Annotated in this window: 22 protein-coding genes and 1 tRNA gene; 10 read left to right on the top strand and 13 right to left on the bottom strand. The window is 67.1% G+C overall.

All coding sequences use genetic code 11. The annotated features are described in order from the left end of the window. Window positions 1-565 precede the first annotated feature (565 nt). Window positions 566-1,864 carry a cation:proton antiporter gene (locus tag AC25YV_RS08655; protein WP_488123417.1) on the top strand — a complete coding sequence of 433 codons (1,299 nt, stop codon included), beginning with the start codon at window positions 566-568 and terminating at the stop codon, window positions 1,862-1,864. 73 nt (window positions 1,865-1,937) lie between these two features. Here AC25YV_RS08655 and AC25YV_RS08650 read toward each other — a convergent pair whose 3' ends face one another. Beyond that, window positions 1,938-2,729 carry a ZIP family metal transporter gene (locus AC25YV_RS08650; protein ID WP_488123416.1) on the bottom strand — a complete coding sequence of 264 codons (792 nt, stop codon included), beginning with the start codon at window positions 2,727-2,729 and terminating at the stop codon, window positions 1,938-1,940. A 959-nt stretch (window positions 2,730-3,688) separates the two neighbouring features. Then, complete coding sequence (locus tag AC25YV_RS08645; RefSeq protein WP_488123415.1) at window positions 3,689-3,958, bottom strand: hypothetical protein; 270 nt, start codon at window positions 3,956-3,958, stop codon at window positions 3,689-3,691. On the opposite strand from AC25YV_RS08645, the gene AC25YV_RS08640 reads away from it, so the two are divergent. Then, on the top strand, window positions 3,948-4,310 hold the full coding sequence (locus AC25YV_RS08640; protein ID WP_488123414.1) for a cyclase family protein: 363 nt from the start codon (window positions 3,948-3,950) through the stop codon (window positions 4,308-4,310). The genes AC25YV_RS08645 and AC25YV_RS08640 overlap by 11 nt on opposite strands. A gap of 183 nt (window positions 4,311-4,493) precedes the next feature. On the opposite strand, the gene AC25YV_RS08635 is transcribed toward AC25YV_RS08640, so the two are convergent. Beyond that, a complete protein-coding gene (locus tag AC25YV_RS08635; protein WP_488123413.1) occupies window positions 4,494-5,483 on the bottom strand; it encodes a hypothetical protein in 990 nt (329 codons plus the stop codon). Window positions 5,484-5,866: 383 nt separating this feature from the next. Continuing rightward, entirely contained in the window at window positions 5,867-6,580 is a 714-nt protein-coding gene (locus tag AC25YV_RS08630; protein WP_488123412.1) for a hypothetical protein, read from the bottom strand. 282 nt (window positions 6,581-6,862) lie between these two features. On the opposite strand from AC25YV_RS08630, the gene AC25YV_RS08625 reads away from it, so the two are divergent. The 3 genes from AC25YV_RS08625 (at window position 6,863) to AC25YV_RS08615 (ending at window position 8,656) form a co-directional block, all read left to right on the top strand. Beyond that, the gene (locus AC25YV_RS08625) at window positions 6,863-7,342 is read left to right on the top strand and encodes a hypothetical protein (RefSeq protein ID WP_488123411.1); all 480 of its coding nucleotides are present in this window, start codon (window positions 6,863-6,865) and stop codon (window positions 7,340-7,342) included. Next, complete coding sequence (locus AC25YV_RS08620) at window positions 7,342-7,542, top strand: helix-turn-helix transcriptional regulator (protein WP_129393106.1); 201 nt, start codon at window positions 7,342-7,344, stop codon at window positions 7,540-7,542. Before AC25YV_RS08625 ends, AC25YV_RS08620 begins: the two co-directional genes overlap by 1 nt. Window positions 7,543-8,446: 904 nt before the next feature. Further along, entirely contained in the window at window positions 8,447-8,656 is a 210-nt protein-coding gene (locus AC25YV_RS08615) for a hypothetical protein (RefSeq protein WP_488123410.1), read from the top strand. 302 nt (window positions 8,657-8,958) lie between these two features. Here the strand turns inward: AC25YV_RS08615 and AC25YV_RS08610 are convergent, their stop codons facing one another. Beyond that, window positions 8,959-9,414 carry an ASCH domain-containing protein gene (locus tag AC25YV_RS08610; RefSeq protein WP_488123443.1) on the bottom strand — a complete coding sequence of 152 codons (456 nt, stop codon included), beginning with the start codon at window positions 9,412-9,414 and terminating at the stop codon, window positions 8,959-8,961. Between the two features lie 138 nt (window positions 9,415-9,552). Between AC25YV_RS08610 and AC25YV_RS08605 the strand changes: the two genes are divergently transcribed. Then, on the top strand, window positions 9,553-9,780 hold the full coding sequence (locus AC25YV_RS08605) for an RNA-binding S4 domain-containing protein (RefSeq protein ID WP_488123409.1): 228 nt from the start codon (window positions 9,553-9,555) through the stop codon (window positions 9,778-9,780). A gap of 91 nt (window positions 9,781-9,871) precedes the next feature. Here the strand turns inward: AC25YV_RS08605 and AC25YV_RS08600 are convergent, their stop codons facing one another. Next, window positions 9,872-10,390, bottom strand: a complete 519-nt coding sequence (locus AC25YV_RS08600; RefSeq protein WP_488123408.1) for a hypothetical protein — start codon at window positions 10,388-10,390, stop codon at window positions 9,872-9,874. A gap of 46 nt (window positions 10,391-10,436) precedes the next feature. Beyond that, entirely contained in the window at window positions 10,437-11,750 is a 1,314-nt protein-coding gene (locus AC25YV_RS08595; protein WP_488123407.1) for an APC family permease, read from the bottom strand. A 184-nt stretch (window positions 11,751-11,934) separates the two neighbouring features. Between AC25YV_RS08595 and AC25YV_RS08590 the strand changes: the two genes are divergently transcribed. Further along, window positions 11,935-14,073, top strand: coding sequence for a catalase (locus AC25YV_RS08590; RefSeq protein WP_488123406.1), 2,139 nt, complete (start codon window positions 11,935-11,937; stop codon window positions 14,071-14,073). A gap of 1 nt (window position 14,074) precedes the next feature. Here AC25YV_RS08590 and AC25YV_RS08585 read toward each other — a convergent pair whose 3' ends face one another. Beyond that, window positions 14,075-14,227, bottom strand: a complete 153-nt coding sequence (locus AC25YV_RS08585) for a hypothetical protein (RefSeq protein ID WP_488123405.1) — start codon at window positions 14,225-14,227, stop codon at window positions 14,075-14,077. A gap of 48 nt (window positions 14,228-14,275) precedes the next feature. Between AC25YV_RS08585 and AC25YV_RS08580 the strand changes: the two genes are divergently transcribed. Then, the gene (locus AC25YV_RS08580) at window positions 14,276-14,623 is read left to right on the top strand and encodes a DUF427 domain-containing protein (protein WP_488123442.1); all 348 of its coding nucleotides are present in this window, start codon (window positions 14,276-14,278) and stop codon (window positions 14,621-14,623) included. Window positions 14,624-14,694: 71 nt separating this feature from the next. Here the strand turns inward: AC25YV_RS08580 and AC25YV_RS08575 are convergent, their stop codons facing one another. Next, a complete protein-coding gene (locus AC25YV_RS08575) occupies window positions 14,695-14,853 on the bottom strand; it encodes a hypothetical protein (protein ID WP_488123404.1) in 159 nt (52 codons plus the stop codon). 95 nt (window positions 14,854-14,948) lie between these two features. Here AC25YV_RS08575 and AC25YV_RS08570 point away from each other — a divergent pair, with 95 nt between their 5' ends. Continuing rightward, complete coding sequence (locus AC25YV_RS08570; protein WP_488123403.1) at window positions 14,949-16,397, top strand: phytoene desaturase family protein; 1,449 nt, start codon at window positions 14,949-14,951, stop codon at window positions 16,395-16,397. Here AC25YV_RS08570 and AC25YV_RS08565 read toward each other — a convergent pair whose 3' ends face one another. The 3 genes from AC25YV_RS08565 to AC25YV_RS08555 all read right to left on the bottom strand — a co-directional run bounded on the left by AC25YV_RS08565 (window position 16,398) and on the right by AC25YV_RS08555 (window position 18,146). Then, window positions 16,398-16,637 carry a hypothetical protein gene (locus AC25YV_RS08565; protein WP_488123402.1) on the bottom strand — a complete coding sequence of 80 codons (240 nt, stop codon included), beginning with the start codon at window positions 16,635-16,637 and terminating at the stop codon, window positions 16,398-16,400. A gap of 82 nt (window positions 16,638-16,719) precedes the next feature. Further along, entirely contained in the window at window positions 16,720-17,301 is a 582-nt protein-coding gene (locus tag AC25YV_RS08560; RefSeq protein ID WP_488123401.1) for a hypothetical protein, read from the bottom strand. Between the two features lie 17 nt (window positions 17,302-17,318). Then, window positions 17,319-18,146 carry an inositol monophosphatase family protein gene (locus AC25YV_RS08555; protein WP_488123400.1) on the bottom strand — a complete coding sequence of 276 codons (828 nt, stop codon included), beginning with the start codon at window positions 18,144-18,146 and terminating at the stop codon, window positions 17,319-17,321. 95 nt (window positions 18,147-18,241) lie between these two features. Here AC25YV_RS08555 and AC25YV_RS08550 point away from each other — a divergent pair. Next, a tRNA-Lys gene (locus AC25YV_RS08550) sits at window positions 18,242-18,314 on the top strand. A gap of 149 nt (window positions 18,315-18,463) precedes the next feature. Here AC25YV_RS08550 and AC25YV_RS08545 read toward each other — a convergent pair. Beyond that, entirely contained in the window at window positions 18,464-18,718 is a 255-nt protein-coding gene (locus AC25YV_RS08545) for a hypothetical protein (protein ID WP_488123399.1), read from the bottom strand. Window positions 18,719-18,834: the final 116 nt, after the last annotated feature.

Here is an 18,834-nt window from a genome sequence, read left to right as displayed (position 1 = left end):
GCAGAAGGATTACCAACGGCTACACCACGCATTGGGGCTTGACCGCGGGAGTCGCGGGCTGGTCATCTGCCACTCCGTCGCTGAAGGGGTCTGGCCTTGTTCGAGTGTTGCTCACGGGTCAACCGCTACGGCACGCCTGCACCCGCCGTCGGCCGACTTCATTGAGGGTTCGCTCAGTGTTGCGTCAGAAAGTCAACCGTCAACTCAGCGGACGCTTCTCGACATATGGTCTCCCCATGAAGCACATCGCCTAGACAAGCGGGTCCCTCCTCGCCGGGGACGACGACGCAAACATTCTGCCCACGCGCAGTACTCTCGGACATCGATCATTCCGACACCGTCATGTTGCAGCCGAAGCTGTCGACTGCAACGCGGGCGAGTGGCGGCTTCGACGTCAGGTCCCCGGGTGCATTCTCGTCGGCGTGCGCGGTGATCATCACGCCTCCATCCGACTCGGCTGATCGGCGGGCGTACACCTCAACCTGCACACACGGGAGGCCTGCCAGTTGGACCACACCATGGTCCACCCCGGCGATAGCCCTCCTCACCCCCCGGGGGCACACAAATGACGTTGGATCCTGTCGGGCTGGTATACCTTTCGGCTGGCATTGCGACCTTGTTCGCTGCGTTGCTGCCGCGGCTGCTCGGCAAAGCACCGGTGTCCATGCCCATGGTCTTCGTTGGTGCAGGCATCGTTGCGTTCACCATCGTCCCCGGATTGCCAGATCCCAATCCGACGGAGCATCCCGTCATCGCCGTCCACCTCACCGAGCTCTGCGTCATCGTCTCTCTGATGGGCGCTGGGCTTGCGATCAACAGGGTCTTTAGCTGGCGCACTTGGTCCACCACGTGGCGGCTGCTGGGCATCACGATGCCCTTGTCGATCGTCGCGGTTGCGCTGCTGGGCTGGTGGGGACTCGGGCTTGGTGCCGCCAGCGCGATCCTGCTTGCGGCGGCTCTGGCACCCACCGACCCTGTGCTGGCCAGCGAAGTGCAGGTCACCGAACCGCTCACCGAAGATGACCACGGCGACGACGACGAGGCTCGCTTCGCGATCACCTCCGAAGCCGGCCTCAACGACGGCCTCGCGTTCCCGTTCACATACGCCGCCATCGCGATCAGTACCGTCGGTCTGGCCCCATCGGGGTGGCTCAGTGAGTGGTTGCTGATCGACGTCGGGTGGCGTCTGGCTCTCGGCATGCTCCTCGGCCTCGGTGTGGGGTGGCTGTTACGCCGCCTGTTCTTCTCCGGACTCTCGCAACGGTTGGGATTCACCGACAAAGCCGACGGGTTCATCGCCCTGGCGGCGACTTTCCTCGCCTATGGAGCAGCGGAAGTCGCTGAAGGATACGGATTCCTCGCGGTCTTCGTCTGTGCCTGCACCATCAGAGCGGCAGAACGAGCCCATGGACTCCACTCGGTCCTGCACACCTTCGTCGAGCAAGTGGAACGGCTCCTCACTGTGGCTGTGCTCATTCTCCTCGGCGGGGCTGTTGCCCGTGGACTGCTTCAGTCGCTGACATTGCCGGACATTCTCTTTGCTGCGGCGGTCCTACTGGTCATCCGACCCCTCAGCGGCTGGATTGGTCTTACGCCGGGGAAGACAGGTCCCCGAGAACGAGGGGTGATCGCGTTCTTCGGCGTTCGAGGGGTCGGTTCCCTGTTCTACATCGCCTATGCACTCGAGAACGGCGACTTTCCCGGCGGTGAACGGCTTTGGGCGATCGCGTCCGTCGTGGTTCTCGGCTCCATCCTGATTCATGGGGCGGCAGCAACTCCCACCATGACGCTCCTCGACCGAGCGCGGCGGCGCCGCGCGCAACGACCGGAGAACGACGCGGGAGCGACCAACACACCCGTCTGAAACCCGACGCGAAGCGATGAGCGGGAGAGCTGGGGACCGCCGGCACCGCAAGAAGCACCAGGGGTCTCATCGGCTACGCGAGCGACAGTGCGAAAGACACCGAGAACCCGGCGGCCGTGCTCAACGCGACCGCCGGGCCACCGTGCTCGTACGCCTCCGGCATGAGGGTGTCTGCCAAGGAGGCGATCACGGCTCCGGCCGCGAACGCCAACGGCAAGGAAACCACTGCCGGGTCGCTCTGAGAAAGGAATACCGCTCCAGCCACAACCGCACCGGTGAGGAGGACAGCACACGCCGTCCACAACCACATGATCTGCGAGAGAGGCCGTCCCTGGTCCCGCATCGAGGCAGCGCCGACAAGCGCCTCCGGAAGGTTGGATGCAAAGATCGCCGCGAGCAGCGCGATGCTGCCGGTGCCTTCAGCCAGCGAGATGCCCAGTGCCAGATTCTCTGGGACGCCGTCCAGCGTCACAGCGGCCAGAAGCGCCACCCCGGCAGTTCCTCGGGTTGTCGCCGAGCTGGCGCTCCGGCCCGCTGCGGCGGCGTCTGTGTCCAGCTTGACGCTTCCCTTGACCTCGTCCGCAGGCTTCGAACGCGATCCGGCTTGAGCCCAGCGGTCCAGAAGCGCGCTGAGAATCGTGAACACTACCGCGCCGGCGAACAAGCCGACCACCGCAAGCCAGATCCCACCGCGCTCATAGGAGTCCTCGAACAACTCGAACGAAAGGGCCGTGATCAACGCTCCGGCCGCGAAAGACAAGAGAATCGCGAGCAGACGTTTGGGCAGCTCCAGCCGGGCACCCACCGCAGCGCCGATCACGAGCGCGACGGATGCGACGGCTCCGAACAACAAAATCATCCACATGCGTCCGACTCCCAACGGTGGACCGCGTGTAACGTCCGCCGGGCGATCAACTATGACACCGCTGACCAGCACCTTCAAGGCATCGCACCGACGCGGTGAAGGCGGACGAGTCGTTGCCTGATCTGTGTGCCCCGTCCTGTCTCGCTCAGTGGCACTTCTCGTGCTGACCGGCGAATATCCATCTCGAGACGGAGGCCACGCGGCATCCGCGCGCGTAGCGTCGACCTTGGAGGGAGGAGCAACCATGACTACACGGCACGACAGGACTGAAACACCTCAGATCGCGACCTGGTACTTCGTGGGCGCGACGTTCATCTTCGCCAGCCCGGCGCTCTTCATCCCGGATGCGGAGCTCTGGGTCCGCATCGTCCTCTTCGTAGCGGGATTTGTCGCAGTGGTGGGGGGCGGCGTACAGCTGGGACGAGAGATCACGCAGAAGCGTTCGAGACGCGTAGAACCATCCACGCCGGACTCCGATACAGCAACGTGACGCGTCATCGAGGGCCGCTCCGCATGGCGAGCGCTTGTCACCGGATCGTTCGGGTGTCCGGGCCGCGAGCGGGCATCCGGGAGGTGTGAAGCCTCCGGCACACCCCGGCGCAAGTACGCCGCGCCCGTCGCAGACCGGTGCTCCTTGGTCATCACGTTGCGGCGTGACGGTCGCCAACTGATCTGTCCATACGTCTGCCCCGACGGGCAGGGGAGGCGCGGGGAACGGAGCCGTGGCGGCGGTCCTCGCCCGGCGCGCCTCACCCGCCGCGGCCGGCGCACTCTCCGCGCGTCACGACCTCGTCCTCTAACGCGCCGGCCTGCCGTTCGACAGCCATACGGAACTGCACTACAACGTCCTTCAGAGACAGGAGTTTCCATATGCCAAGGGGAGGGCATCGGTCGTCGGTAGCGGACGCCTGGTGCGGGCCAGGGGCGTTCGATGATCAGGGTGCCGCGATCGTCGAAGATCATGAGGCTGTCGCGTCGTAGATGACGTAGACGTCCTGTCCGCGGCGGGTGTGGCTGATGTTGAACCAGATCCCACGGGCTTTGATAGTCCCGTTCAGATGGATCGTCGCGACCCGGATACCGGCGGCGGCGCGGCCTTGTGGGGCCGGGATCGCGGCGGGGCTTGAGATGGCTCGCCGCTGTTCGACGGGCAGCGGTCCCGGCGGGTTGGCTTTCGGCGTCGCCTCCCACGCGGCTTGCGGGACGACGTGGGCGACGATGCTCACCATCGGTCCGGCGCTCACACTGGATGCTGACGGCGTGGCGGTGGCGCGGATCGATATTGGCACGCACACCGGCACGCACGTCGATGCGCCGGCTCACACCGTGCGCGGCGGCCGAACGACGGCGGATGTCCGCCTGGATGAGCTGGTAGGCGAAGCGATCGTGGTGCGGGTTCCCGGAGGAGCCGCCGCGGCGCCGTACGGGCGGGCGCACCCTCGATTCCGGTGGGAACGTGAAAGAGCCATCATCGACGGCTACGTGAGCGTGAACGGCGAGGTCGATCGCCGTCGCGGGCGCCAGCTGAAGATCGGCGACATCGTCGGATTCGAAGGACGCCACGTCCGCGTCTGCCCCTGACCGGCCATTTCGGCTCATCGCGCACCGCTGTCCCGTCGACGGCGAGGGTGAGGTCGACGAGGGCGATCAGCGCCGCGGTGGGCCCGCGGTGATGGCGTCGATCGCTGCGCGACTCTCTCGATTCTCAGGCCATCGCCCGTGGACGGGCCGCAGACTGGGTACCTGACGGGATCCGAGGTGGGATCACGTGATGCTGCCCGGCAACCTGAAGTCGTAGCTCGGCAGTACGTCCGTCTTCTCGAGGCGGAACCCGCCCCGCATCATCGGAGTCATCAGGGTGTGCGTTCCGTAGGTGAACCCCACCGGGTACCCGAGCCCTGGCGTCACCACCCGCCACGGCTCCGCGAAATCCGTGGAGTCGTTCGAGGTCTTCTCGAGCACGGCGCCCGTCTCTTCGAGAACGAGGCGATAACCGGGATGCGCGTGGAAGAGCGCCGAAGATGCGGTGCTGGCTCTGTTCGACCCGCCGGACGCGAAGAAGTGCACGGTGTACCAGCCGCGTGCCTGCGGCACCGAGGACTGGGCCGTCAGCTCATGGTATGTCCGGATGAGGGCAGCGGCTTCGCGCGCGCTTTTCTCATCGGGGAAGTGGCAGCTCTTAGGGCCGAATGGGCAGTCGGAGATCTTGAGGCAGCGCTCCGCGAACGCGGTCTTGGGGTCGACGTGGAAGCGGTAGTTCAACGAAGTTCGGAGGAACGGAGAGTTCACTTCCCTCTCGTGCCGCTCGAGCGCTCGCTGGGCCGATTCCTGCAGGCTCGCCGCCATGGTGGCGAGCCTGTCCTCGTCTTTGGCGCTCAGCGCCGGTTGGTCGGGGGAGTGCTCGGCGGGCGCCCGCAGCACCGACAGCAGCCAGGACGCGTCCATCGGGTGGAACACATCGGACTTCGCCGCGCGGATCAGGCGGGCGTCACGTTCGGTGCGCTGGGCGTGACGCTCGGCGTGCTGCAGCCGCTCCCACTCCTCGATCACCTGAGCCTCGGCGGGCTTGAGTGCACGGCGGGACTGCTTGGCGCGGACCCGCTCGACCTTCTTCCGGAGGGCGAGTTCCGCCCTCGACGGTGCGGGGCGCTTGCGCTGATCCCATTCCCGCGCCTCACGCGCGAACCGGATCAGAGTCTCCTGCTTGCGGAGGTCCCGCTCCCGGCTCGGCTCCCGATCCGTACCCAACACCATTCGTTCCCCTCACGGGGCCCATGCGACATCGCAGCGGGGCCAGTCAAGCCTGGGGCCAGGCCTCCACCGAGGCCCAGCCGTGGATCCAGAATAGTGGGCCGCGCGGACAAGGCCGCCCGAGCGCCCCGTTACCTATGCGCCCCGCACCGCGCCGCGCCAACCACGCGGCGGATGGGGTCCCATGACGACATTCACCAGCGGCTTGCCGCAAGCCCAAGCGCAGCAAGCCGTTCCGCGTGCGGCCGGATCTTGGACCACGGTTCTCCGAGGCCCAGTCCCACGCCTTCGCCTCCCACCCTCGCGTATGCGGCGTTGATGTCGACGTGAGCGGGAATGAGAACCCCGCAGATTCATTCGAGTGAATCTCGGCTGGGGCGGACGCTCTAGCTTGCGGGTTCAGTGCCCTGACGTGAGGCTGGCCGCGCCGGCCACGGGCGCCCCAGATCTAGCGCGGACCTCGGGCGGCACTGGTGGAAGAAGCCGGTGTCGATGATGTCCTGATGCGTGTTCTTGCGGGAGAGGAAGTCCTCGATGGCGGCGAGTTCCACCCGTGACACGCCCGCTCGTCGGTCAACGCTGACCCGCAGGCTGGGTGAGTAGAAGCCACGGCGGACGTTCGGGTCCTCGGGGTGGTTGACGTTGTCGATGACGCAATGCTCGAACCGCCCGTTCTCGACGTACGCGATGCGGTAGGCGTCTTGTGACCGTCGCAGGACGCGAAAGAGCTTGTCCGCTTCCGCCTGCTTGGTCCGGTTGCGGTCGTATTTGGCGATCGGGAAGTCCTCGAGGTACTCCCGTTTCCAGCTTGACGCCAGGATCTTCAGGCCGTACTCCTTCGGCGACTCGCGGAGGAGGAACTCGTACCAGTTCGGGTCGGCGAGGATCGCAAGCTCGTTGCGGCGCGACCTGTTCGCGAACCGGGCAAGACGCTTCATCAGCTCGCTCGACCAGTTCAGTCGCAGCCTGGGAGAAACGTCCTTGGACCGGTCCGGCCGGAAGTGCGTCCGGTTGTCAATCTGGGCAGGGTCACCGTTCGGGAACAGCACCCCGAACGCGTCCACCACGAGCTGCCTCTTGTTGCTCTCGGTCAAAGTCATCCCCCATCTGCGGCACCGGCGCCCGAAGCCTGATCCTATGGTTCCTCCGCTTAGCCTCGATCCGCCGATGAGCTCGGGGGCGTGTAGGAGGTACGAAGCGGGAACGGCTTCTTGATCAGGGGCAATTTACTGGAGCGTTCGTCGCGATCCGCTCGCCGAGCGCTGCATCTCGCGGGTGCAGGCGATGTCGCGTCGAGCAGGCATGTCAAGTTTACTTGACTGTAAAGCGGGCTTTACATATGTTGGTGGGCAAGAGCTTCGAGCCGCAGAGAGGCACAACCCATGTCTGAACACACCAACAACGACCGCCCCGCTCGCACCGGCAGTTCGATGCAACGCGTTCTCCTCATCGTCCTTGCGGCGGCTGTCGGGGCGGGAGTGTTCGGAGTGACAGCGTGGCTGATCGGGTTGCGGGATGACGACCCTTCGGCAGTCGGTCCCGCGATCGCGGCGTTCAGCGTGCTGTGGTCCGCACTGATCGGCGGTGCGATGGCGGCCATGCTGGCCTGGGCGATCCTCATCGGCCGGCACTCGCCAAACACGCAGCGGGCCAATTCAAGAGACTCCATCGAGCGGAGCCAATCGGAACGAGCCCGGGCGGGTGCATTCACGGATGTTCTCTTCGTTGCGGCTGGCGGCCTGCTGCTCGTGTCACTGCTTCGGGTTGACGCGTCTGCACTACTGGCGCTCTCTCTGTTGATGGCGGTCGGGCTGCTCGACTTCTCGGTGCGGTACTGGGTGCTGCAGCACCGGGAGTCCTGATGCGCAACGACCTGCGTGAGCGTCGCGCGGCGGCCGGACTCTCCCAGGAGCGCCTAGCAGACCTCGTCGGCGTCTCGCGGCAGACCATCATCTCTATCGAGCGAGACCGGTTCGATCCCAGCCTTGATCTTGCGTTCCGCATTGCTGCAACGTTCGACGTGCGGATCGAGGAGGTCTTCTTTCCCTCGCCCGCCGCGTAGCCGGGGCCTCAGAGGTATCTCGTCGATGCAGTTCAAGCATGCTCCTGCCGCGGTGTCTGCGGTGTTCGATGACCGCCTGCACGGGGAGGAGGCGAAGCTGCTCCGCGAACGAGATCACCTCGTCGCACGTCTGCGCGATTCCGGTCACAGCTGGAACGCGATTAGCTCGCGCACCCGGCTTAGCCGGCAAGCCCTGATGAAGCGAACCCCGCCCTGTCTCCTAATGAGGTGCGCCGCAAGACGCTCCGGGTAGATGCGCTTTTCGAGCGATTGGTCCTATCCCAAACCTCGCCCTTGACGCCGTCGCTCGGCAGCGATGTCCTCGCGGCGCGCGTTCGACTCATAACCTTCCGCGAGTTCGATGAACAACGCCCGGATACGTGGCCAGGGTCGTGCGTCTTCGGCATACTTGCGGAATTTCCGGGCGAGCTCCCATTCGGTCACTCCACCTCCATCTCCGGCGCTCCGGCCGTGGCTGGCCGCCTATCGAGCCGACGTCCCACCCATGACCGATCAGCAACCGCTCGCTTCGGGCACTGCACCCCGCCGACCGCTTGGCGGCTGATTGGCGGCGCGACGGATCTGCGCGGGCGGCATGCTCGTGTCGGCGCTTCATGGTGAACCAACAGAGCCGCGGATTTCTGGCCCTTTTCGTTGCCCCGAAATCGGTATCGATCCGGTTGTCTCGCAGGCGGTGGCAGCTGCATAGCGTTAGCCGCTGCCGTCGCCGAGAGGACGCGGGCGTACCGCTCCGCAGCACCCGGCGTGAACTCGACGATGTCAACCATGACGCCGAACGTACAGGCCCACCGACCTGGCACAGAACCGTTCCCAGAGGACGGGCGCAGAGCAGCCTCGGCGCGGAGCATGCCGTTGCGCTCGAACGTCGTGCATGCTCGGAGCTATGGCAGGTTCACCGAGCGGCTTCGTGTTCACGGTTCGTGGTGATCGCGTGGAGATCCGCCACGACGGTCGGCTGGCGGCCACGTTGCGAAAAACGGCGGCGGCAAAGTTTCTCGACGATGTCGAACGCGCGGATCCACAGCAGGTGATGGCGCGCGTCACAGGCAACTACAAGCGGGGGAACGAGCGGACCGAGACCCGGCGGCCGTGACCGCGCGCGAGCGATACGGGTCACGTCGACCCGGGGCAGCCCCGGAACTACTTGCTGAGGCGAAGACCTCGACGCGCGAGTTCCTCGGTCAGGATTCGCACTGCTTTCGGACCGACACCGTGCACAGCCAGAAGATCTTCGGGTGTGTGAGACACGAGTTGGTCGTACCCGGTGATGCCGTGCGCCGCGAGCGCTTGCCGCGCGACGTTGCCTATCGACGACGGAAACTTGGATTCGAGGGTCACCTCCGTGACGATACCCGCGCCTGCGCCGGCGAGCCGGCGAGCTGACGTAGAACGCCTTCAGTCAGCGTGCTGCGGCGGCCAGACCACCCGGAAGCGCTCGAAGACGATCTCCTCGTCTTCGGACCACACCCGGCCCTGGGCCTGAGCGACGCGCGTCCAGTAGCGACGATGCTCGCGCCGCCAGCTCTCCAAGCTCAGGTCGTCTTCGCCCTCATCCGCGGCGAACGCGGCGTCTGCGCTCGAGAACGTGCCCAACCGCAGCTCGACGCTCCGGATGATGATCTGGGGCACGCCACGCCCGTCGCAAGCGATCCAGTGCGACCCGATGCGGGGAATCTCATCGCCACGGGCGAGGTAGTCCGCGACGAGTTCTGACGTCCCCCTCTTGCGCCCGCTGATCACGTGCGCCACAAGCTCGTCGGCCAACCGCTCCGAGTCGCCGAAGTGCTCGATCGTGTACTCGGGGCACACCGATACCGCGTCGGGGTGCGCCGCCGCATACTCCTGCCACATGCGGCGACCGGCGTCGACGTCGACCGGGGCGACAGGCGATGAGGGCACAGCCTCATTGTGCCAAGACGAGGCAGAGTTCGAGAATCGCTGCCGTGCGGAGAGGGCGGAAAGGGGAGCGTCCCGGACTAGCATTCGAGGATGACGAAAGCAGCTCCGATCGAGGACATGTCGATCGGCGGGGAGATGATCCGCCTCGGCCAGTTTCTGAAGTTCGCGGGGGTCCTCGACTCGGGTGGCGACGTGAAAGAGGCCATCATCGACGGCTTCGTGACCGTGAACGGCGACGTCGATCGGCGGCGCGGACGCCAGTTGCAGCTCGGCGACATCGTGGGCTTCGAGGGGCGAAGGATGCGCGTCGCCCGGTAGATTCCCCGAACGAGGGCGCATCATCACGACCGTGCCATCGAGGGTCGCGGTCGAGCCGTCGGGGGGTCACCTCGCCTGTCTGTATTGAGGCTCAGTCCGGCGTGCCCTCGATCGCGCGAGCCCATCCGGCGAGGTCGACGTCATCCTCCCAGACCTCATTGATATCCGGGGGAGTGTGCTGCGCGAACTGAGCCGATGACACGGTGCCGCGCAGCCACGAGTCGACGCAGTTGCTGAGGAACAGCGCGGTCCGGCCGATCTTGGTGAGATCGCCTGTCTCGATGCCGCGGTTCATCACGATCGCGAGGTACCGCGGCACCGCGAGGTCCTTGCGCCCGAGATGGGCCGTGAAGGCATTGAGCGTCGATGAGAACCGCACGGATGCTTCACGCGCACCGTCGCGGTCGCCCCGCGTCGCGGTGCGTTGCAGATCGGTGAGGGCCCGAACGAGCGCGACGATCTCGACGCGGGTGTGCGCTCGCTCGCTCGCCAGGCGCTCGCGCCGCGCGAGCCAGACCGCGATGCCCGTGCTCACGAGGATCGCCACGACCGGAACGACGACGGCGCCGAGGACATCGAGCGGCACGACCGCCGGCATCGTCTCGATCATGTGCTGAATCTAGAGCGAACCCCTGACGGGCGTCTACGACCGACGCCTACCGCTCAGTGCGCTCCCGACTCCAGCGGGCGAGGAAGTACAGCACGACGCCGATCGCGAGCAGCACCCCCGCGAAGAGCCATACGGCCGGGCGCTGCTGCGTCAGGAGCAGGATGCACGATGCGGTGCCGAGGACGGGCACCCAGGTCCACACGCGGAAGTGCTCGTGTTCGACCGGGTCGCGGCGCAGGACGAGCACCGAGACATTGGCACTGATGAAGACGAGCAGCAGAAGCAGCACGACCGTCTCGGCGAGCGTCGCGAGGTCGCCGACGAGCGTCATCACCATGGCGATGAGAGTCGTCGCGAGGATCGCCACCCAGGGCGTGCGCCGCTTCGGCAGCACACGCGACAGGGTGTGGGGCAGGAGCCCCTGCTCGGCCATGCCATAGGTCTGCCTGCTCGCCATGATCATCGTGAGCAGTGCTCCGTTGGCGACGGCGATGAGCGCGATGAGGCTGAACAGCCACGCCGGAACGCCCACGCCCGTCGCCTCGACGACAGCCAGGAGCGGGCTGCTGGACTGCTCGAGTTCGTCAGCGGGAAGGGCGATGCCGCTCGCGAGGCCGACGAGCACGTACACGACGCCCGCTGTGATGAGGGCCGCGAAGAGGGCCTTCGGGTAGGTCTTGCGAGGCTCCTTGACCTCTTCGATGATGCTCGCGGACGATTCGAACCCGACGAACGAGTAGTACGCGATGATCGCGCCCCCCAGGACGGCGGCGGCGAGATTGGTGCCCTCCGGAGCCTCGGTGACGCGCGACACGTCACCGCCGCCACCGGAGACGAGAACACCGACCGAGACGACGACGATCACGAGGCCGATGACCTCGATGATCGTCATGACGAAGTTCGCTCTCATCGATTCCCGGATGCCCCGGGCGTTGAGCGCGGCGACGACGGCGAGGAGGCCGAGGGCGACGGGTGTGACAGGCAGATCGACGAAGGTCGAGAGATACTCGCCGGCGAAGGCGATCGACAAGCCTGCCGCACTGGTCACTCCGGCGGCGAGCATGCAGAAGCCGACGAGGAACGAGACGAGCTTGACCTTGAACGCGCGCTCGGCGAATACGGCAGCACCGCCGGCGCGCGGGTACTTCGTCACGAGCTCGGCGTACGAGCCGGCGGTGAGGAGGGCGAGCAGCAGAGCCACCACCAGCGGCGCCCACAGCATCCCACCGACCTCTGCCGCGAGCACGCCCATCAGTGCGTAGATCCCCGCACCGAGCACGTCACCGAGGATGAACGCGAAGAGCAGCGGTCCGGTGATCCCTCGGCGCAACCGTGACGGCTGCTCGAAATCACTGGTCACGATCGAAACTCTAGGAGACACCCGCCGCGGGCGGCGCGGGGTTGACAGGCGCGCGCATAGAGGAGCAACCCCGGTGCGTCAACCCGCTGGAGCGATCCACGCTGTCGTACCTAGCCTCGGGGTACTTGTCCGACCCCGGCAGTCTCGCGCGCCGGGCCGATACGACCCAGGGATTATGACGAACATGAGCAACAACGCCCACCCGCCCATCCCCGGCGCCCCCGCATCCGAGCCGGCATCCCTGCCAGAGCCTGAAACGCCGCGCGAACCGCTTCCCCCGAAGCCGGACCAGTCCGCGCCCGAAACCCGGTCGCCCACGGGCGCCGAGACCGGAGCGCCGGCCGAGACGCGGGCGCAGCAGGGGGAGTGGCTGACAACTGCGCTCGGCACTCGCCTGCGCGACACCGATCACTCGCTGCGCGCCGGCCCGCGCGGGCCCGTGCTCCTGCAGGACCACCACCTGCGCGAGAAGATCATGCACTTCGACCACGAGCGGATTCCGGAGCGGGTCGTGCACGCCCGCGGCGCCGCCGCGCACGGCACGTTCACGGCCAACGGCGCCGCCGAATCGGTCACGAGCGCCGCGTTCCTGCGTGCGGGTGAGACGACGCGCGTCTTCGTGCGGTTCTCGACCGTCGTCGGATCGCGCGGTTCGATGGACACGGCCCGCGATACTCGTGGGTTCGCGACGAAGTTCTACACGTCCGAGGGCGTCTACGACCTCGTCGCCAACAACATCCCCGTCTTCTTCATCCAGGACGGGATCAAATTCCCCGACATCGTGCACGCCGTCAAGCCGCATCCCGATCGCGAGATCCCACAAGCGCAGTCCGCCCATGACACCTTCTGGGACTTCGTCTCGCTGCACACCGAGGCGCAGGCTCACACGATGTGGAACATGTCCGACCGCGGCATCCCTCGCTCGTATCGGATGATGGAGGGCTTCGGCGTCAACACCTTCCGCATGGTCAACGACGCGGGAGACACCGTCCTGGTCAAGTTCCACTGGCGGCCCAAGCTCGGGACGCACGCCCTCGTGTGGGAAGAAGCGCAGATCGCCGGCGGCAAAGACCCCGACTTCCACCGACGCGACCTCGCCGACGCGATCGAGGCGGGTGCCCACCCGCAGTGGGACCTCGCGATCCAGGTGCTGCCCGACACCCCGGACGAGACCTTCGCCGGCATTGACCTGCTCGATCCGACGAAGTTCGTGCCGGAGGAGCTCGCGCCGCTGCAGGTCATCGGAACAATGACCCTCGACGCGAATCCCACGAACTACTTCGCCGAGACCGAACAGGTCGCCTTCCACCCGGGCCACCTCGTGCCGGGCATCGACGTGACGAACGATCCGCTTCTGCAGGGGCGCCTTTTCTCGTACCTCGACACGCAGCTCTCGCGGCTCGGTGGTCCCAACTTCACGCAGCTGCCGATCAACCGGCCGCACGCTGACGTCAACGACATGCTTCGAGACGGGATGCACCAGACCGCTGTGCACCGCGGTGTCGCGCCGTACCATCCCAACTCTCTCGACGGTGGGTGCCCGTTCCACGCGGGCATGGCTGAGGGCGCTTTCATCGAGGTGCCGACCGTCGTGCCCGAGGCTGCGATCACTCGCGAGAAGCCCGCGAGCTTCGACGACCACTACTCACAGGCGCGGCTGTTCTACCTCTCGCTGACACCGACCGAGCAGGAGCATGTCGCGGGGGCCTACGCGTTCGAGCTCGGCAAGTGCTACGAACAGGCGATCAAGGAGCGCCAGCTCGCGGCGCTCGCGAACATCGACGCGGACCTGTGCCAGAAGGTCGCCGACGCGCTCGGGCTGCCCGCACCTGCGGCATCCGTCGAGCTCGCCGATGTCGAGCTGAGCCCCGCTGTGCGAATGATCGGGGGGCAGTGGCCAGTCGACGGCCGGGTCGTCGGAATCCTCGCCGACTCCGAAACCGATCTCGCAGAGCTGCAGTCCGTGCGCGAGGCGCTCCACGACCAGGGCGTCACACCGTTGGTCATCGCCGAGCGCGGCGGCATGCTCGGGCACATCCCGATCCAGCGCAGCGCCGACACCGTTGCGAGCATCGAACTCGACGGCCTGATCGCCCTCGCCCCCACGACCGCGCCGCCGATCGTCCGCGCGTTCGAGGAGGCCTTCCGTCACGGCAAGGCCATCGGTGCCGACGATGCGGGAGCCCCCGTGCTCGCAGCGGCTCACATCGACGGCGGTGAGCCCGGAGTCCTCACGGGTCCCGCCTCGACGCTCGTCGAGGGAATGCTCGAGCTGCTCACCCGCCACCGCGTCTGGGATCGCCTCTCAGGACCCGTGATGTGATCTAGATCTCGATCTCGTCGACGGACTGGCCTTCTTCATCGAGGAGGGCCGGTCCGTCTTCGGGGTCGAGCCGCGCATCGGTGTCCTCGGGCTCGGCGGCATCGGTCGTGTCGGGCTCTGGTCCGGGCTCGCGGGGAATCGATCTGTCCTTCATGCTTCGAACCCAACCGATCGTCGGGCAGAGAGCAAGGGGTTGACGACGGTGGCGGCGGGCGGCAAGTCTCGAAGCAGACGAAGGGAGCGACGCATGCGCGCAACGCTGAACGGAACGGTGATCGCCGACGCCGAGCACGATGACCTCGTGCGGATCGAGGGCAACTGGTACTTCCCGCCGGCGAGCATCGGTGACGGAGTGCTCATAGAGAGCCCGACGCCGTACACGTGTCCGTGGAAGGGTGCGGCGCAGTATTACAACGTCGTCGTCGACGGGGAGCAGCACCCCGACCTCGCGTGGGCGTACCCCGATCTTCGCCCGGGCGCCGTCGATCGCGTCGGGCGGGACTTCGCGGGCTATGTCGCGTTCGCCCCGCAGGTCACGGTCGAGGACTGAGCGGTCAGGATCGGGTGGCGTCGTCGCGCATCTCGGCGGTGACTTCTCTGGTCGGGTCTCGGTCTCGGGTATCAGGTCTGGCGCTTGATGAACTGCATGAGCCAGGCGATGACAGCGATCACGAGGATCACGATGCCCACCCAGAGCAGAAACTTCACGGCCTCGACGAAGATGCCGAAGAACAGCAACGCGAGTCCGATGATCAGCAGGATGATGGCGAATCCGGTCATGTGCTCCATGATCGCGGTAGCCCCCGCTCGGCCACCGAGGGTTGACACGGTCCGCCCTTGCATGCCCCGCGCGGCGCGTGTGGGACGGTGGTGAGATGGACTCACTCGACGCAGTGATCGTGGGTGCCGGTCCCAACGGCCTGGCCGCTGCCGTCACCCTCGCTCGCGCGGGTCTCGCCGTGCGCGTCTATGAACGAGCCGACCGGGCCGGCGGGGGAGCGTCTACCCGGGAACTCACGCTTCCCGGGTACCGGCACGACGTCTGCTCCGCGATCCATCCGCTCGCCTTCGAATCCCGGTTCTTCCGCGAGTTCGCGCTCCGGGACCGCGTCGACTTCGTTACCCCCGATGTGTCGTTCGCCCAGCCTCTCGATGGCGGCCGTGCGGGTATCGCCTATCGCGACCTCGCCCGCACGCGCGACGAACTCGGGGTCGACGGTCCCGCCTACGAACGCCTCCTGCGCCCCCTCGTGCGACACGCCGACCGTGTCGCGGAGTTCACCGGCTCAACGCTCGTGCGGGTGCCACGGCATCCCCTGACGGCGTTCGCGTTCGGGCTGCGCTCGCTCGAACAGGGGAGTATCGCCTGGAACGCCCGCTTCCGCGAAGAGGTCGCGCCGGCGTTGCTGACGGGCGTCGCTGCCCACTCGATCCTGCCGCAGCCGAGCATCGCCGGCGCGGGAGCGGGACTCACGCTGGCCACCTATGCGCATGCGCGCGGCTGGCCGATTCCGATCGGAGGATCGCAGTCGATCATCGACGCGATGGTCGACGACTTGCGCGCGCACGGCGGCGAACTGGTGCTCGGCCACGAGGTGACGTCGCTCGACGAGTTGCCGCGCGCACGGGCCACGCTGCTCGATGTCACCCCCCGGGCGCTGCTCAAGATGGCGGGCGATGCTCTTCCCTGGGGCTATCGCCGCGTGCTCGAACGCTTCCGCTACGGCGGCGGAGTGGCGAAGGTCGACTTCGCCTTGAGTGATGCCGTCCCCTGGGTCCACAGCGGCGTGCGTAGCGCGGGCACCGTGCACGTCGGGGGGACGCGGGCCGAGATGGCCCGGGCAGAGAACGAGGTCGATCGCGGGCGGCTGCCCGAGCGTCCGTATGTGCTCGCCGCGCAGCCCTCCGTGTTCGATGACACCCGCGCACCCCGCGGTCACCACACGCTGTGGACGTACACGCATGTTCCCGCCGGAAGCGATGTCGACCGCGAAGAGGCCGTCATCGCTCAGATCGAGCGATTCGCGCCCGGTTTCCGCGACACGATCATCGCGTCGCATTCGCGCTCGGCGGTTGATGTCGAACGGCACAACCCGAACTACATCGGGGGCGACATCGCCGCGGGTGCGCCCACGTTCGACCAGTTGCTGCGCCGACCCACTCTGAGCCCTGATCCGTGGCGCACGCCGATTCCGGGCGTCTACCTCGCAGGAGCATCGGCGAGCCCCGGCCCGGGCGTGCACGGCCTGGCCGGGTGGTGGGCCGCGCTCAGCGCGCTCCGCCACGAGTTCGGCACGCGCGTCCGCCCCGACCTGTCGCCCTGATCAGGGGTGGGTGATCGACGGCCCCTGGGGGAAGCCCTGATCGTCGTCGACGTCTGCCCCGCTGGCGAGGCGATCGGCCGTCGCGCTGTCGACCTGGTCGGGGTCGACATCCGGATCGAGCGTCGCCTCGCCGTCGACGTCGCGGATCGGGTCGTCGGGCAGCAGTCCGCCGTCGTGACCCGACGCGCCCTGCTCGGGACCGGTGGGCGGGATGATGGGGGCGGGCGGAGTGTTGCTCATGGTGTCACCTCTCGTCTGGGGCTTCGACGTTACGAAAGCCCGGCGACGGATGCGACGGGGTTGACGGGCGCGCGGGAGCGTTCTAGCGGCGGGGCCATTCGATGAGGAGCAGACCCTGCTTGGTGTCGGCGAGCTGAACCACACCCTCGGTGAAGAGGTAGGTCATGCCGTACCCCTCGTCATCGCTCTGGATCGCCGTTTCGGCCGGCTCGGTGATGTAGACGCCGGCCTCGGACTCCTCACGCCGCCAGCCCTGACCCACCAGCGACTCCTGCGCCTGCGTGGCGGTCGAGTCCTGGATCGGCGCCCAGCCGAAGAACTGCAGGTGATCGCCCGCCGGCCCTTCGAAGTCCGCCCACACGCAGAGCAGACCGTCGGGCACTTCGATGTCGCCGATGTAGAAGAGGTCGGCCTGCGAGCTCCAGCCGAGGCTCTCGAAATCGGCGACGATGGCATCGGGGATGATCGTCTCGCAGGTGGGCTCATCGGCGCTCGGCGCTTCGGTCGCCGGCGCTGACGGGTCGGGCGCGGAGACGCTCGGCGTCGGAGCCGCGGTCTGCGGCGACACCGGATCGGGATCGGCCTCGGGGGCGCACGCCGTCAGCGCAAAGGCGGCCGCTGCGATGGTGAGAGCGGCGGCGAGACGCAAACGGGGGGAAGTCATCGGTGGCTCCACGGGGTTCAGGGGGAGTGCAGCAGGTCGAGGAACGGCTGGTGGAGCGTGCCGTTCGTCGCGAGCGACGACCGCTCCGTCAAAGAAGCGGCGCCCGAGTAGGCGGTGAAGGAGCCGCCCGCTTCGAGCACGATGGGCACATGCGCGGCGATGTCGTACTCCTGCACACCGAACTCTGCCACGAACTCGAGGCGCCCTTCGGCGAGAAGCATGTAGGGCCAAGCATCGCCGTAGCCGCGGTCGCGCCACACGGCCGACGTCAGCCGATCGAGGGCGTCGAGTTCGCCGGCCTCGCGCCACTGGGCGATGCTCTGGAAGCTCACGCTCGCGCGGTCGATCGCGTCGACGTCTGAGACAGAGATCCGGCGCGTGCCGCCATCCGCCGTGCTCGTCCACGCGCCGAGTCCGGATGCCGCCCACCAGCGGCGCGCGATCGCGGGCTGGCTCACGACACCCACGCGAGGAATGCCGTCGATCGCGAGCGCGATCAGGGTCGACCACATCGGGATGCCCCTGAGGTAGTTGTGGGTCCCGTCGATCGGGTCGATGATCCACTGGCGCGATCCGGAGCCGGTCGTGCCGAACTCTTCGCCGAGGATGCCGTCGCCGGGTCGCTCGCTCGCCAAGAGCGCACGGATCGCCGTTTCGGTCGCGATGTCGGCGTCGGTGACGAAGGTCGCGTCGGGTTTTGCCTGCACATCGAGATCGGGCGAGTCGAAGCGGGGCATGGCTGCCGCATCCGCCGCATCGGCGAGCCTCAGGGCGAGCGCGAGATCGCCCCGCAGATCACCGTCGAACGGCACGTCGAACGAGGACGCAGGGGAGGCAGCGGTCACGAGATCAAGGATAACCGGCGCAGTGCTCGACTCGATTTCCGGGTGACGCAATCGTGATGCTAATGTGGACCCTCGTTCGCCTCGTCGCGAATCTCGCACCTCTAGCTCAATCGGCAGAGCAACTGACTCTTAATCAGTGGGTTCTCGGTTCAAGTCCGAGGGGGTGCACGGATAAGCCTCGGTCACTCTCGCCAGTGACCGAGGCTTTTCTGCTTCTCGTGGGTGATGCTCGTGAGTGCTCGACGGTCATCCCGGTCGCGAAACGGCGACCGGAAGGCGCCACCGCGACGGATCGCGGTGGCCGCGGGGTGACCTGCTCAGCGCTGGATGCGCTTGCGGAGGAGCTTCTCCTCTTTGCCGCGCACGGGGGAGTCGGTCGCGACGAGGTGCCCCGTCGAGGCGCGTCGCGTGTCGACGATGGCGCCCACGGCGAGGGCCAGGGTGATGCCCCAGCTCAGCCAGGCAAGAGCGGTGCGCCACGTGAAGGGAGTATCGCCGCGTGTGGACCGCAAGAGCGTGAACCCGCTCAGGATCGCGCTGACCAGGCCGGTGCTGAAGAGGTATCTGCGCATGTGCCCACGCTAGCGGCACCCGGCGCGACCGCGCCTCCCTTGACAGGGCGACGCCCGGCAGTCAAGGCCGGATTGCGCGCGGGGCCCCGCTGTTAGCCTGATCAGCACACCCCCGC

The organism is Microbacterium sp. Y832 (assembly GCF_057669765.1).
Note: the sequence above shows the minus strand (reverse complement) of the source record. Positions and strands in the feature narration are given on the sequence as shown.

Bases quoted from the DNA above. Each gene is read 5' to 3' on its own strand.
- AC25YV_RS08545 (WP_488123399.1), bottom strand. From the start codon at position 18,718: ATGCGCAGATACCTCTTCAGCACCGGCCTGGTCAGCGCGATCCTGAGC.
- AC25YV_RS08565 (WP_488123402.1), bottom strand. From the start codon at position 16,637: ATGAGCAACACTCCGCCCGCCCCCATCATCCCGCCCACCGGTCCCGAG.
- AC25YV_RS08635 (WP_488123413.1), bottom strand. From the start codon at position 5,483: ATGGTGTTGGGTACGGATCGGGAGCCGAGCCGGGAGCGGGACCTCCGC.
- AC25YV_RS08630 (WP_488123412.1), bottom strand. From the start codon at position 6,580: ATGACTTTGACCGAGAGCAACAAGAGGCAGCTCGTGGTGGACGCGTTC.
- AC25YV_RS08650 (WP_488123416.1), bottom strand. From the start codon at position 2,729: ATGTGGATGATTTTGTTGTTCGGAGCCGTCGCATCCGTCGCGCTCGTG.
- AC25YV_RS08645 (WP_488123415.1), bottom strand. From the start codon at position 3,958: ATGGTGAGCATCGTCGCCCACGTCGTCCCGCAAGCCGCGTGGGAGGCG.
- AC25YV_RS08600 (WP_488123408.1), bottom strand. From the start codon at position 10,390: ATGATCGAGACGATGCCGGCGGTCGTGCCGCTCGATGTCCTCGGCGCC.
- AC25YV_RS08585 (WP_488123405.1), bottom strand. From the start codon at position 14,227: ATGAAGGACAGATCGATTCCCCGCGAGCCCGGACCAGAGCCCGACACG.
- AC25YV_RS08615 (WP_488123410.1), top strand. From the start codon at position 8,447: ATGGCAGGTTCACCGAGCGGCTTCGTGTTCACGGTTCGTGGTGATCGC.
- AC25YV_RS08640 (WP_488123414.1), top strand. From the start codon at position 3,948: ATGCTCACCATCGGTCCGGCGCTCACACTGGATGCTGACGGCGTGGCG.
- AC25YV_RS08605 (WP_488123409.1), top strand. From the start codon at position 9,553: ATGACGAAAGCAGCTCCGATCGAGGACATGTCGATCGGCGGGGAGATG.
- AC25YV_RS08575 (WP_488123404.1), bottom strand. From the start codon at position 14,853: ATGACCGGATTCGCCATCATCCTGCTGATCATCGGACTCGCGTTGCTG.
- AC25YV_RS08625 (WP_488123411.1), top strand. From the start codon at position 6,863: ATGTCTGAACACACCAACAACGACCGCCCCGCTCGCACCGGCAGTTCG.
- AC25YV_RS08655 (WP_488123417.1), top strand. From the start codon at position 566: ATGACGTTGGATCCTGTCGGGCTGGTATACCTTTCGGCTGGCATTGCG.
- AC25YV_RS08610 (WP_488123443.1), bottom strand. From the start codon at position 9,414: ATGTGGCAGGAGTATGCGGCGGCGCACCCCGACGCGGTATCGGTGTGC.
- AC25YV_RS08590 (WP_488123406.1), top strand. From the start codon at position 11,935: ATGAGCAACAACGCCCACCCGCCCATCCCCGGCGCCCCCGCATCCGAG.
- AC25YV_RS08570 (WP_488123403.1), top strand. From the start codon at position 14,949: ATGGACTCACTCGACGCAGTGATCGTGGGTGCCGGTCCCAACGGCCTG.
- AC25YV_RS08560 (WP_488123401.1), bottom strand. From the start codon at position 17,301: ATGACTTCCCCCCGTTTGCGTCTCGCCGCCGCTCTCACCATCGCAGCG.
- AC25YV_RS08620 (WP_129393106.1), top strand. From the start codon at position 7,342: ATGCGCAACGACCTGCGTGAGCGTCGCGCGGCGGCCGGACTCTCCCAG.